12 protein-coding genes are annotated in these 13,382 nt (G+C 61.1%); 10 read left to right on the top strand and 2 right to left on the bottom strand.

The window, feature by feature from the left end:
* Window positions 1-70: 70 nt before the first annotated feature.
* From AC6JBC_RS03630 to AC6JBC_RS03605, 6 genes are all read left to right on the top strand, one after another.
* Window positions 71-1,582 carry a Do family serine endopeptidase gene (locus AC6JBC_RS03630; protein ID WP_464787354.1) on the top strand — a complete coding sequence of 504 codons (1,512 nt, stop codon included), beginning with the start codon at window positions 71-73 and terminating at the stop codon, window positions 1,580-1,582.
* 123 nt (window positions 1,583-1,705) lie between these two features.
* Window positions 1,706-3,337 carry a helicase HerA-like domain-containing protein gene (locus AC6JBC_RS03625; protein ID WP_498025436.1) on the top strand — a complete coding sequence of 544 codons (1,632 nt, stop codon included), beginning with the start codon at window positions 1,706-1,708 and terminating at the stop codon, window positions 3,335-3,337.
* Between the two features lie 25 nt (window positions 3,338-3,362).
* Window positions 3,363-3,767 (top strand): hypothetical protein, encoded by a 405-nt coding sequence (locus AC6JBC_RS03620; RefSeq protein WP_498025434.1) that lies wholly within the window; start codon window positions 3,363-3,365, stop codon window positions 3,765-3,767.
* A 105-nt stretch (window positions 3,768-3,872) separates the two neighbouring features.
* Window positions 3,873-5,177: an MFS transporter gene (locus AC6JBC_RS03615; RefSeq protein ID WP_498025433.1), complete on the top strand. Its 1,305-nt coding sequence runs from the start codon at window positions 3,873-3,875 to the stop codon at window positions 5,175-5,177.
* Entirely contained in the window at window positions 5,174-6,103 is a 930-nt protein-coding gene (gene cysK / locus AC6JBC_RS03610) for a cysteine synthase A (RefSeq protein ID WP_498025432.1), read from the top strand. Before AC6JBC_RS03615 ends, cysK begins: the two co-directional genes overlap by 4 nt.
* Window positions 6,104-6,121: 18 nt before the next feature.
* The gene (locus tag AC6JBC_RS03605) at window positions 6,122-7,438 is read left to right on the top strand and encodes a cell wall hydrolase (RefSeq protein ID WP_498025431.1); all 1,317 of its coding nucleotides are present in this window, start codon (window positions 6,122-6,124) and stop codon (window positions 7,436-7,438) included.
* Window positions 7,439-7,605: 167 nt separating this feature from the next.
* On the opposite strand, the gene AC6JBC_RS03600 is transcribed toward AC6JBC_RS03605, so the two are convergent.
* Window positions 7,606-9,246, bottom strand: coding sequence for a DUF4435 domain-containing protein (locus AC6JBC_RS03600; protein WP_498025430.1), 1,641 nt, complete (start codon window positions 9,244-9,246; stop codon window positions 7,606-7,608).
* A 153-nt stretch (window positions 9,247-9,399) separates the two neighbouring features.
* Window positions 9,400-10,233 (bottom strand): cold-shock protein, encoded by an 834-nt coding sequence (locus AC6JBC_RS03595; RefSeq protein WP_498025429.1) that lies wholly within the window; start codon window positions 10,231-10,233, stop codon window positions 9,400-9,402.
* Window positions 10,234-10,475: 242 nt separating this feature from the next.
* On the opposite strand from AC6JBC_RS03595, the gene AC6JBC_RS03590 reads away from it, so the two are divergent.
* The 4 genes from AC6JBC_RS03590 (at window position 10,476) to AC6JBC_RS03575 (ending at window position 13,287) form a co-directional block, all read left to right on the top strand.
* Window positions 10,476-11,093, top strand: a complete 618-nt coding sequence (locus AC6JBC_RS03590) for a ribonuclease D (RefSeq protein WP_464787362.1) — start codon at window positions 10,476-10,478, stop codon at window positions 11,091-11,093.
* A 21-nt stretch (window positions 11,094-11,114) separates the two neighbouring features.
* Window positions 11,115-11,762 (top strand): LPS export ABC transporter periplasmic protein LptC, encoded by a 648-nt coding sequence (locus AC6JBC_RS03585; RefSeq protein WP_464787363.1) that lies wholly within the window; start codon window positions 11,115-11,117, stop codon window positions 11,760-11,762.
* A complete protein-coding gene (locus AC6JBC_RS03580) occupies window positions 11,762-12,310 on the top strand; it encodes an LptA/OstA family protein (RefSeq protein WP_498025427.1) in 549 nt (182 codons plus the stop codon). The genes AC6JBC_RS03585 and AC6JBC_RS03580 overlap by 1 nt, the downstream gene beginning before the upstream one ends.
* Window positions 12,311-12,459: 149 nt before the next feature.
* Window positions 12,460-13,287, top strand: a complete 828-nt coding sequence (locus tag AC6JBC_RS03575; protein ID WP_498025426.1) for a hypothetical protein — start codon at window positions 12,460-12,462, stop codon at window positions 13,285-13,287.
* Window positions 13,288-13,382: the final 95 nt, after the last annotated feature.

The following is a 13,382-nucleotide window of genomic DNA, read 5'->3' as shown; positions in this document are numbered from 1 at the left end:
AGGCGGCGCATCCGACTCTACCCAGAGTCCCGCCTTTCCTTCGCCAAAGTTCACGAGAGGACCGTCACGAGTGCGTTACGCTTATGCCCTTACCGGCGCCCTGCTGCTTGGTGGCACCGCCATCGCCGTAACCTCCAGCCCGAATGTCGGCGCGCAAGTCGCGCAAAATGAGGGCATGCAGGCTGCCGCGCCAGCAGGTGCCCCTGCCAGCCTGGCTGACATGGTCGAAAAGTTGCAGCCTGCCGTGGTCAATATTTCCACCCGACAGCGCGTCCAGGTTCAAAACCCGTTCGCTGGCACGCCCTTTGGCGATCTGTTCGGCCAGGGCCAGAGCGGCAAGCCGCAGACCCGCCAGGCCCAATCTCTCGGTTCGGGTTTCATCATCTCAGCCGATGGCTATATCGTCACCAACAATCACGTGGTGTCCGCAGGCGCCGAAGGCGCGTCGGTGGATGCGATCACGGTTACCCTCACCAATCGCGAGGAATATCCGGCAAAGCTGATCGGCCGTGACCCGGCGACGGACATTGCGGTGCTGAAGATAGAGCCGAAAAAAGCCCTGCCTTTCGTCAAGTTCGGCGACAGCACGAAGGCACGCGTCGGTGACTGGGTCATCGCCATCGGTAACCCGTTCGCCTTGTCAGGCACTGTGACCGCAGGGATCATCTCTGCCGTCCATCGCGGCACCGGCGGCACCTACGACAAGTTCATCCAGACCGACGCATCGATCAATCAGGGCAATAGCGGCGGCCCGATGTTCGACATGCGCGGCAATGTGATCGGTATCAACAGCCAGATCCTTTCGCCCTCTGGCGGCAACGTTGGCATCGGCTTTGCGATTCCGTCCGAACAGGCGGCGCCGATCGTCGATACCTTGCGCAGAGGGCAGAGCGTCAAGCGCGGTTATCTAGGGATCCAGATCAGTCCGCTGGGCGAAGACCTCGCCGATTCCCTGGGTCTTGCGAAAAATCGCGGCGAATTCGTTCAGGGCGTCGAACCGGGCAAGGGCGCGGACCGCGCTGGTATCAAGGCGGGCGACGTCATCGTCAGCGTGGCCGGGCAGGAAGTGACGCCGGACCAGAACCTGTCGTCTATCGTTGCATCGCAGCCGATCGGCTCACGCGTGCCGATCGTTCTGCTGCGCAATGGTCAACGTCAGACCGTAACCGCCATTGTCGGCCAGCGTCCGTCAGAGGATGAACTCAACAGCTTCGCCCAGCAGCAGGATGATGACTTCAATCAACAGCAGGATGACCAATCCAGCGGCGGGCAGGCGACGCAGCAGTCGCTGGGCATTTCGGCCATCCCCCTCACGCCCAACATCGTTCGCCAGTTGGGCGTTGCGGCGGATACGCGTGGAATCGTGATCACGGCGGTGGATTCTTCGACTGACGCAGGAGCAAAGGGCCTGCGCCGAGGCGATGTGATTATCACCGCCAACAACCGGCCCGTAGCTAGCCAGGCGGAGCTGGACGCAGCCGTACGCCAAGTGTCGTCGCAAGGACGCAATGCCATCCTGTTGCAGGTTTTACGTCGCGGCCAGCCTGCCGTATTCTTGCCTGTGCGCCTGCGGGACAAATAGCCCGGCAACAGCGCATCGGACGGATCATAGCGGGTCGCGCTTGCCGGAGGTCCTGTCTCGCCCTTAAGATGGCAAGACAGCACTTCCGACGGGCGCGGCCCGCCGCTTTTGGGAGCATGACGCATGAGCGACGGCATTTTCATCGGTCTTGGCGCAGCGGACAAGGATGGCGGCATTCCACAGACGCTCAACCTGCGCCGCGCCAATCGTCATGGACTGATTGCAGGCGCTACCGGAACTGGCAAAACGGTAACACTGCAGGGTATCGCCGAGAGCTTTTCCGCGCTGGGTGTCCCGGTCTTTCTCGCCGACGTGAAAGGTGATCTGTCGGGCATCGCGATGGCCGGGTCGCCGACCGCGAAAAACGCCGACAAGCTGGTCGCTCGCGCCAAGGAGATCGGCCTGGAAAATTACAGCTATGCCGACAATCCAGCGATCTTCTGGGACCTTTACGGCGAGCAAGGGCATCCGATCCGCACTACGGTCAGCGAAATGGGACCGCTATTGCTGGCCCGGCTCATGGGCCTGAACGAAACCCAGGAGGGCGTACTCTCCATCGCGTTCAGATATGCCGATGACGAAGGACTACTGCTGCTTGATCTCGGCGATCTCCAGGCCATGCTGGCCTATTGTGCGGAAAATGCCGACGAACTGTCCAGCCGCTACGGCAATGTGACCAAGGCGAGCGTCGGCACCATCCAACGCCAGTTGCTGCAACTGGACAGCCAGGGCGGCGGCCATTTCTTTGGGGAACCGGCGCTCGACATTCACGACTTCCTGAAAGTGGATGATCAAGGGCGCGGCTATGTCAACATTCTGGCCGCCGACAAACTGATGCAGAGCCCGAAGCTCTACGCGACCTTCCTGCTCTGGCTCCTGAGTGAGCTTTTCGAGACGCTTCCCGAGGTCGGAGACCCGGAAAAGCCTGTACTGGTCTTCTTCTTTGACGAAGCGCATTTGCTTTTTGACGACGCCCCCAAGGCCCTGACGGACAAGATCGAGCAGGTCGTCCGACTGATCCGTTCCAAGGGCGTGGGCGTCTATTTCGTGACCCAGAACCCGATCGACATTCCCGAAGACGTGGCAGGACAACTCGGCAACCGCGTTCAGCATGCACTGCGCGCATTCACCCCGCGTGATCAAAAGGCCATAAAGGCCGCAGCCGAGACATTCCGAGTCAATCCGGACCTGGACGTTGAAAGTGCGATTACGGAATTGAAAGTCGGCGAAGCGCTGGTCTCGCTGCTTCAGGAGGATGGCTCGCCAGGCATCGTCCAGCGCACCCTGATCGCTCCGCCCCGTTCACGTTTGGGGCCGGTAGACGCAAAGGAGCGGGCGATCATTCAATCCATCTCCCCATGCGCGGGCAAATATGATGACGCGATCGATCGCGAGTCCGCCGAGGAGATATTAGCCGCCCGCGGTCAAGCCGCCGCTGCTGCCTCGCAGGCTGCCAAGGCGAATGCCGAAGCAGACAAGGCCGCCGCCGCGCAGGCAAAATTGGAGGCCAAACAGCGGGAAGCAGAACTCAAGGAGCAGGCAAGGCGCGACGCGGCCGCCGCGCGCGAGGCGGCCAAGCCTTCAGCCCTCGACCGAGCCGTTCAGTCAGCCTCCCGTTCGGCCGCGTCTTCGGTCGGGCGGCAGGTTGCCAATGAGCTCGGTCGGGCCGTATTTGGAGGAACCAGCCGCCGTTCCTCGTCAGGCGGCTTGGCGGGACAACTTGTGCGCGGCATATTGGGTAGCCTTTTCAAATAAAGGCTAGCCGCAGAGGAGGCATAATATGCATATCGGAAGCATGGCTATTTGCGCCATCAGCCTGGCAACTGCCTTGCCTGCCCACGCGCAGGATTATCGCGATCTGCACCGTGCGGCCGATGCAGCAATTGTCAGCGATGTCGTTCGTGACCGGCAGGAGGAACGTGACGCGAAGCGGCAGCCTTATGCCTCTCCTCGATATGGCTCTATCCATAGCACAGCCGCAGCGCGCAATGCCTGCGCGGCCAAGGCCCGTCAGGAAGCAGGTCCGGGTGCGCGCATATTGGGTCGCGTGGAAGCGAGATCCATGTCAACCGGATGGGAGGTCGAAGGAGAGGTCGGCCCGGCCGACGAGCGCCGGTCTGTTCCCTTTGTCTGCTCGGTTCGCAATGGGTCGGTGAGCGGCATCCTGCTGGATCCCGACCGCTAAAATATCGCGGAGGTCGCAAGCGAGAGTTTCGCGGCTGCAAAAACTGCTTTTGCCATTCTCTACCGCTGTAATTGCGTAATGCGGTGCAGGCGGTAAGGAAATCATATGAAGGCCCCCGCCGACTCCCGCCATCCACTGCGCTTCGGCGATTTCCGCGCCTACCTGCTGGGGCGGCTGGCGGGTGTACTGGCCCAATATGGCATGATGACCGTGCTTGGGTGGCAGGCATACAATATCGCACGCGAAAGCATGAGTACCTCCGGCGCCGCCGCTCAGCTAGGCCTGATCGGGTTGGCGCAGTTCGTGCCTCTGTTCTTTCTGACACCGCTTACGGGTTGGGTCGCGGACCATTTCGACCGCCGCGCCATTGCGCGCTTGACCTTGGCACTGCTCATGGCAGCGTCGGGATTGCTGGCTTTTGCAACCTATGAAGGCTGGGTGAGCCTACCCCTGATTTTTGGCATCGCCGGCGTGGTGGGAATTACGCGCGCGTTCAATGGGCCTGCCTACAGCGCATTGGCGCCCAACCTGGTGCCGCGCGACGTGCTGCCCAATGCGATCGCGCTGTCCAGCGTTGCATGGCAGGCAGGGATGATCATTGGCCCCGCATTGGGTGGCTATGTCTACGCCATGACGCCTTGGGGCGCTTATGCTCTTACATCGCTGCTGTTCGCGATTGCCCTTTGGGGCATGTTGCTGATCGGCCCAGTCAAACAGCCGCCGCGGGACACAAGTCGCCATCCGGTTCGCCAGATGCTTGACGGCTGGACTTATGTGCGATCGAACCGTCTCGTGCTGGCCACCATCACTCTGGACCTGTTCGCGGTGCTGCTGGCAGGAGCGACTGCGCTTTTGCCCGTCTACGCACGCGACATATTGAAGGTTGGATCGGCGGGACTGGGGCATCTGGCCGCCTCTCCCGCTATCGGAGCGGCCATCGTCGCGCTTTTCTTTTCCTTTCGACCCATGCGATCAGAGGTCGGGTTGAAGATGCTAGGCGCGGTCATGATCTTTGGCCTGTCCACGATCCTTTTCGGCGCCACAGCCTTCATTCCCCGCAATATTGCGATGGAGATCGGCATCGGCGCGCTGGTGCTGCTGGGCGCTGCGGACATGGTGTCTGTTTACGTGCGCCAGTCGCTGATCCAGCTTCACACGCCCGATGCGATGCGGGGCCGAGTGTCCAGCCTTTCACAACTCACCATTTCGGCGTCGAACGAATTGGGAGAGGCGGAGTCAGGCTTCCTCGCTGCGCTGGTTGGCCCCGTTGCGGCCGTGATTGGCGGCGGGATAGGCGCTATAGTCATCACAATTTTATGGGCGCGGCTCTTTCCCGAATTGCGCCTTGCACGTACCTTTGACCCACCCGACTTAAGGGAGGCCGAGATTAGCCAGGAGAAGGCCAAATGAAAGCTGCCAATATTCTCGAAACCATCGGCAACACGCCGCATATTCAGGTGAGCCGCCTGTTTGCAGACGCGCCTGAAGGCACCGAAGTCTGGATCAAATCGGAACGCGCCAACCCGGGCGGATCGATCAAGGACCGTATCGCGCTTGCGATGATCGAGGCCGCCGAGGGGTCGGGCGATCTGAAACCCGGCGGGACGATCATCGAGCCGACGTCTGGCAATACGGGCGTTGGCCTGGCCATGGTCGCGGCGGTGAAGGGTTACAAGCTCATCCTCGTCATGCCGGAAAGCATGTCGGTCGAGCGGCGCCGGTTGATGCTGGCTTATGGCGCGTCCTTTGACCTGACTCCTCGCGAGAAGGGCATGAAGGGCGCGATTGAACGCGCGCTGGAGTTGATCGAGCAAACGCCCAATTCCTGGATGCCGCAACAGTTTGAAAATGCCGCAAATATCGACGTGCATGTTCGCACGACGGCGCAGGAGATCGCGACAGATTTCGCGGACGACCCGCTTGACGTTTTGATTACCGGGGTTGGTACAGGCGGTCACATCACGGGTGTTGCCGAGGTACTCAAAAAGCTGTGGCCCAACCTGAAGGTCTATGCGGTTGAGCCTACCCTTTCGCCAGTCATCAGCGGTGGACAGCCGGGTCCCCACCCCATTCAGGGTATCGGCGCTGGCTTCATCCCCGCGAACCTGCATACGCAGTTGCTGGACGGCGTGATCCAGGTCGATCCGGCCGATGCCAAGGAATATGCCCGCCGCGCGGCGCGGGAGGAAGGCATGCTCGTGGGCATCTCGTCCGGCGCGACTCTGGCCGCGATCGCGCAAAAGCTGAAGGAGCTTCCACCCGGCAGCCGCGTTCTGGGTTTCAACTATGACACTGGTGAACGCTATCTGTCGGTGCCTGACTTCCTGCCCGAATAGGATGGCGCAGGGTCAGGAATGATCGACGCTTCTACCAGCAGCCAGCCACATCGCGCGATGTGGCTAATCTGGCTCCTGCTGTTCGCCGGTTTGCCTGCGCTGGTGGCGCGGTGGGATGCGCGGGCACCTGCGGCCGACGCGGCACGGACGGCACTGGTACAGCGCGCGCTGATGAAGCGGCCGACCACAGCGGCACCCGTTGTGCAGCCGGTGGAACTTTACACGCTGGATCGGGATCAGGCGCGGGCGTTCAACGGAGCCGTGCCTTTCTCGCGGCTCCCCAATCCGGCAGCGCGGCCATTTGTGTTCACTGGCTCGGAAAGCGATCTGGCGCGGGCCACGGACTGCCTGGCGGCCGCGCAGCTTTACGAGGCGGGCGATGACGCGGTGGGCGAGCGCGCGGTGGCGCAGGTGGTGCTGAACCGGGTTCGGCATCCCGCTTTCCCCAAAACGGTGTGCGGCGTCGTGTTTCAGGGGCAGGAGCGATCGACCGGATGTCAGTTCACTTTTACCTGCGATGGCGCGCTGGCGCGGACACCGGGGGAGGACGCCTGGATCAGAGCGCGGGACATCGCGAAGGCCGCGCTGGCAGGCAAGGTGTTCAAGCCGGTCGGCTATGCCACCCACTATCATACGGATTGGGTTGTCCCCTATTGGAGCGGGAGCCTGGACAAGATTACAGCGGTGGGAACGCACCTTTTCTTTCGCTGGCGGGGATGGTGGGGAACGCCGCCCGCTTTCCGGTTGGCGCGGGATAGTGTGGAGCCGGTAATTGCGCGGATCGCCCGACTGTCGATGGCGCATCAGGACGGGAGCAGTGACGGGCCGAGCGTTCTGGCGCCGGGTGGTAGCAGTCTGGCGGCTTTGACGGCCAAGCCGCAGGAGGCGATCGGCGCCGACTCGCTGGGCCGGATAATGGGCGGCGTAAGGTTGATCGCGATCGCGCCGGGAGCGCGGAGCTTTCTGGTGGAACTTGGCAAGGGGACGACGCCCAACAACTGGCCGGTGATGGCGCAGACTTTCTGCGCGGGACGGCCGGAGTGTCGGATCATGGCGTGGCGAGCGGGGAGCGCTCCTGCCGGGTTTCCGCTGTCGGGGGATCAGATGGAAAGCATGAGCTTTGCCTATATTCACAATAGCGCGACGGGATTGCAGCGGGCCTTGTGGAATTGCGCGCAAACGGCGCGGGAGAACAAGGGAGAATGCATGCGGCAGCGGGTGCCGACGGAGCAGGTTAATGTTCCGCCGCCGCTGAACGGAGTGCGGCGGAAGGAGCGGTTTGAAACGGTGACGATCGTGCCGCCGGTCAAAGTCCTGAATGAAATGGCGAATTAAACGAGTTTTGGGCGGTTTCCTATTTTTCCTATTTTGGGAGGGGCCTTCCTTGCTTTCCTCGGCGGCGGCGTGGGGATTAGGGCGCCTTTCCTCTTACGCACCTGAGAACCGGAACGCGTGACCGGCTGCTATCCGCAAGCGCGGATGTGAAGGCAGCCACCCTCGCTTCATGCTAGCACGTTTGCAAGATCACCGAGCTGCGCTCGGAGGGTGTCAGCCAGCTCTTTCACTGCCGCAATCTGGGTAAGAGCGACTTTTTCATACTCGCTGACATTCTTGAAGCCGAGCCCGGTCGCAACCCTTTTAAGTATCTTGCTCCGCTTCACTGGATAGCGCCTTATGATGGCATCGAGTTCGCCCGCCTTGATATGGCCGACCAAACGGCTTTCTTCTGTCGGATAAGTAGAAGGGATCGCGAAACTGAAATCCATTTCACCATTCGCGACGAGATCTTGCGGAGTCGGAGCCTTCGACATAATCTCTTGCCGCATTTTCTGAACGCACACTATGCTAGCAAGCTTTTGTATTTCCGTTTGATCGATAGAGCTAAGCGCGCTAGCTACAGCAGCTGTCAGTATCGCTTCAGGCTGCTGGCTACTTTCTTCAGCCTGCCGCGCAGCGACAGCCTCCAAAACGGCTTCCGAATAATACAGGCTTTCTACGGAATAGACGTCCAAAGCATAAATGTTCAGTTCCGCCAATTTGGCGATCTGTTCTGACGTCTGGCTGTCATTGTCCACTAGACCGTAGGCGTCGATATGATGCAAAGATCGGATTGCTCTCAGCGCCTTCACAGCCTTTTGCACCTCACGGCAATTCGCTCTCGGCCGAACCGACACGTGCGGAAAAAGGATGGCGTATAGCGGTTGATCCAAGCTGCCTTTCAGGCCCTCAACAAAAAGAATTTTTTGCCGCGACCCGAGAACATCCACACGCAAGTCCTCTGGAATTTCATCAATCGATGGCAATAGATTGACGTCCCAGCTTGCAACAACGGTGCCATCCCAGCGACAACCCCGGACGAGCAAAGCCTGTGCGTCTTCAACTTCGCTCGGTAAAGACAACTCATGGGTACTGATGATGAACCCGCAATCCTGCCGTTCAGCAATCAAGGACAGGAGCAATGGCACCACAATTGACCTATGTAGATGCAGTTCAGGCTCGTCGATAAGGAACACCGAACCAGCAGAAGCTGCGATAACCTCTGACACGAGAATGAGTGCCGAGCGCTCTCCGTCCGACATTTTGACTATGCTGTAGGTCTCATCTGCCGTCCGATAGGCAACTAGCTCGCCATCTTTGATTTTCAGTTTAGTGGGAAGATTACCCTGCTCAAGAAGCTGATTCGCCCGATCCAGTGGCGAGACTCGTAGCTGCAATTTCTCGATGAGTTTCGAATCGCGGCCATGCTCTTTGATGTCCGAGGCAGCATCGTGGGCGTATTGTGTTTCCCGCGCGTGCAGGTCGAAGACTGCCTTCTCATTTCGCGTGCTCCCAGAAATTGGACGGTATCTGATTTCAGGGTTGCTATCCCATCCAGGGCTGTTCTGATCCCATTGACGACGGCTGGCGTTTGACATGGTCAAACCTTCGTTCTCGAAGAACGATGGCCGGGAACCCGGTAGGTAGATGATGTTAGGCCTCAACTGTGTATTGAGAGTTTGAACGAGGGCAGACTTACCCGTGCCGTTTCGGCCAAGAATAAAAAGCGCCCTACCGGCATTGAGCGGAATTTCACCTTCCATACCTGATATGATGATGCGCTTTAGTTCGACGGCATCGTATGCTGCCCCTGCGTCGTCGTTCATCTGATCCCTATCCGACGTTTGGCGAATTATTACCCACGTCCCAAATGTCTGCAATTGCCGCTAACCAACCATAACCAGCGCCCACAACAAAAAAGGGGCCGCCGGGCAGGCGACCCCTTCTATCCTCTCCGCTTATGCGGGCAGAGTTATGTGTCAGTCGGCCTTCGACTGAAGGTTGACGGCTGCGTGCTTGCCGCGGCGGTCTACTTCGAGTTCGAAGTCCAGGCGGTCGCCTTCGTTGAGGGCGGACATGCCTGCGCGTTCGACTGCGCTGATGTGCACGAATGCGTCGGGCTGGCCGTCGTCGCGCTGGATGAAGCCGAAGCCCTTCATGGCGTTGAAGAACTTCACCGTGCCGCTGGCGCGTTCGCCGGTCAGCTGACGCTGCGGGCCACCACGATCGCCGCCGCCGAAGCCGCCACGGTCACCACCGAAGCCGCCCGCGCGGGGTTCGCGGGGTTCACGCGGACGATCGACGACCGGAAGGGGCTCGCCCTCGATCTTGAGGTCGGTCGCCGAAATCTTGCCGCCACGGTCCACCAGGGTGAAGCCGAGCTGCTGACCTTCGGCGAGGCCGGTGAGGCCCGCCTGCTCAACGGCGCTGATGTGGACGAACACGTCTTCCGCGCCGTCGTCACGGACGATGAAACCGAAGCCCTTTTGTCCGTTGAAGAACTTTACAACGCCGGTGCCTTCGCCAACGACTTGGGCAGGCATGCCGCCGCCGCCGCCACGGCCGCCGCCGAAGCCGCCACCACCGCCGCCGCCGAAGCCGCCGCCACCGCCGCTGCGGAAGCCACCGCCGCCGCCGAAGCGATCACCGCCGCCGCCGAAGCCGCCGCGATCACCACCGCCGAAACCACCACGATCTCCGAAACCACCGCCGAAACCGCCACGATCGTTACCGCCGCCGTAAAAATTGTCGTCGCCAAAACCGTCGCGCTTGTCCTTGCCGCGCCCGCCGCGGCGACCTCTATCAAAACTCATGCCCTGTTGGTCACTTTCGCTTCGCCCCCGACTAAATCGGACAAACATGCCGGGCGAAATGACATGCAGAATCCACCGCACGTATGCGGGTTTGAGAATCACTATATCAACTTTTCAGCCATGCGCGAATGATTTTAGCCCGATTGCCGCCACATTTGCCCGAATGAACCAGTGCGGGGCATTTTGGCAGCGCCGAAAAAGCGTCGATTGAGTTGCCGCCGCTTTCGCCATAGAGGGGTCGGATGACAGTATATTTCCACGAAGCAGACCTGCCCGCAGACGTCCTTGCCCCCGGCCCCGTCGCCGTCGATACCGAAACCATGGGCCTCATCACCCCGCGCGATCGCCTGTGCGTCGTGCAGATCAGCGATGGCAAGGGCGACGAGCATCTGGTGCGATTCATGCCCGGCAGCGATTATGCCGCGCCGAACCTGCGCGCGGTGCTGGCCGATCCGGCACGGTTGAAGCTGTATCATTTCGGGCGTTTCGACATCGCGGCGATCAAACATTATCTGGGCGTGGTGGCGGCGCCCGTCTATTGCACGAAAATCGCTTCGCGCCTGATCCGCACCTATACCGACCGCCATGGGTTGAAGGAACTGGTGCGCGAATTGCTGGGGCAGGAAATCAGCAAGCAGCAACAGTCGAGCGACTGGGGATCCCCCACCCTGTCGGACGCGCAGAAGGATTATGCGGCGTCGGACGTGCGGTATCTGCATGCACTGAAGGCGGAACTCGACAAGCGGTTGATCCGCGAAGGACGGATGGAACTGGCGCAGGCCTGTTTCGATTTCCTTCCTCACCGGGCCGAGCTGGACCTGGCGGGATGGCCGGAGATCGACATCTTCGCGCATATGTAAGGGGCTTAGAAGCGCTTTCCCATGTCCATACAGGCCGATCAGCAACGTCATGTCAGGCGCCATTGGGCGCGGCCGGGTGGCAGCCATGACAGGCTGGTCGCGCGGCTGAAAAACTGGTTGCCGGTGCTGGTTGGCGTGCTGGCGGCGTTGCTGGTGATGGCGCCCTTTACAGGCGGGGACAAGGTGAGCTTCGTGCTCGACAAGAACAAGGTCGAGGTGGCGAAGGAGCGGATGCGGGTGAGCGAGGCGCTGTATCGCGGCGAGGACAGCAAGGGGCAGCCCTTTTCCCTGCGGGCGGGCAGCGCGGTGCAGAAAAGCTCCCGCGAGCCGATAGTGGACCTGAACGACATGTCGGCGCGGATATTGCTGAGCGAAGGGCCGGCCGTGCTGAATGCGCGCAAGGGACGCTATGACATGGACAAGGAGCGCGTCGCGGTGGACGGGCCGGTGCAGTTCGAGGCGGCGGGCGGATACAGGCTGACGACGCGGGACGTGGGCATCGACCTCAAGAGCCGACGCATGCGCAGCGCGGGGCGCGTCGATGGCCGGATACCCATCGGCACGTTCAGCGGCGACCATCTGGACGCCGACCTGAATGCGCGGACGGTTACGCTCAATGGCAGGGCGAGCTTGCGCATCGAACAAAATGGCATCAAAGGGCAAAAGTGATGAAAAGATCGCTGATCCTGCTGTCGAGCGCTGGCGCCATGGGCGCGGCGATGGTCTTTGCTGGCGCCGGGGCGCAGGTGCTGAAGAATCATGACAGCAACGCGCCGGTTAATTTCACCGCCGACCGGATCGAGGTGCAGGACCGCGCCGACCGCGTCGTCGTTTCCGGCAATGTGCAGGTGACGCAGGCGGGCATGACGCTGAACGCTGCGCGGATGACCGTCGCTTACCGCAATGGTACGGGCGGGAACGGCGTGGAGGTCGACCGGATCGACGCTTCGGGCAGTGTCGTCGTGACGAAGGGCACCGAGACGGCGCGCGGCAATGTCGCGATCTATGACCTTAACAGCCGCCTGATCACGATGCTGGGCAATGTGACGTTGACGCAGGGGAGCAACCGGCTGACGGGCGGGCGGTTGGTGATTGATCTTACCAGCGGGCGATCGACTGTGGACGGGCGATCTTCCGGCGGCGGCGTGCCGGGGGTTTCGGGCGGATCGGGGGGCCGGGTTTCGGGCACCTTCACCGTGCCGCAGCGGAAGAACTGACCCTTTTAGCAGCGCTGAATGCGGGCGTGGCGGGGTGCTTTTTCGGGCACTTAGGCTGGCCTATGTCCATTAATAAACATGGCATTTTTGGGGCAAAATGCTATTATCGGGATCAGCGGGTCGCTTCTTTCGATTCTGCGAGGTCCATCATGTCACGGTTGCAGATGGCGGCGGTTGCCGCCTGTAGTTTCGTTGCGCTTTCTGCTGGCCAAATAGCCGCCTCCACCCCCGGCCCGTGCTGGCAACCCTATGAGATTGAAGCGGCTAAAGTCCGGGATCTGCATGTGATGCTGATGCTGGGCGCTCTGCGGTGCAAGGGGGTGAACAAGGAGATTGAGGCGAAATATTCTGCCTTTGTCGATAAGAAGATCGGGCTGCTGAGCAGTTATAATAATGTGCTGAAGACGCGCTTCATGCGGGTGAACGGCATTGCTGATGGGCAGCGGGCCTATGAGCAGTTCAACACAAAGCTGGGCAACAGCCATTCCGGACTGGCGCAGGCCGGAAGCTATTGCCCGATGACGGACACGCTGCTGACTCTGGCGACCGAGGCGCAGGATCGGGAATTGCCGCAGCTGGCGACGAGCTTTTCTGAAAGCGCGCTGGGGATTGATGCGGTGTGTGAGGCGCAGCCGGTGGTGACGGCCGCGGCTCCGGCTGCGGGGACGGCTCAGGTAGCGTCGGCTTCGGTAGCGGCTCCCGAGGCTGGGACGGGAAGAGCAGCGCAGGTCGATGCGCCGCATGAGGCGATCACGGCTGCGGGAGTGACTGTCGCGAAGACTGGGGAACCGGCTGAACAGTCAGGTTCCGCGGCGGCAGCGCTCGAAGCGGCGGCCGTCGCTTTGCAAAATGCGGCGGCGAGCCTGAAGGCGCAGGCTGCGGCTCCGGAAGCGGTGGCGGACAAATCTGTTGCAGCGCCCGAGGCGAAGCCTGCCGTGCTGCAACCTGTGACGGCCATCTCAACGCCCGTGGGGTGAACGGCGTGGTTTGACAGGAGCAGGGGAGAGCCCCCACCCCAACCCTTCAAACGGGTCACGTGCCTCGTTTGAACCTGAAGGGGAGAGGCTTTTTG

This window comes from Sphingobium sp. RC1 (assembly GCF_059738765.1).
The sequence above is the reverse complement of the archived record's forward strand: the minus strand, read 5'-3'. Positions and strand labels throughout refer to the sequence as shown.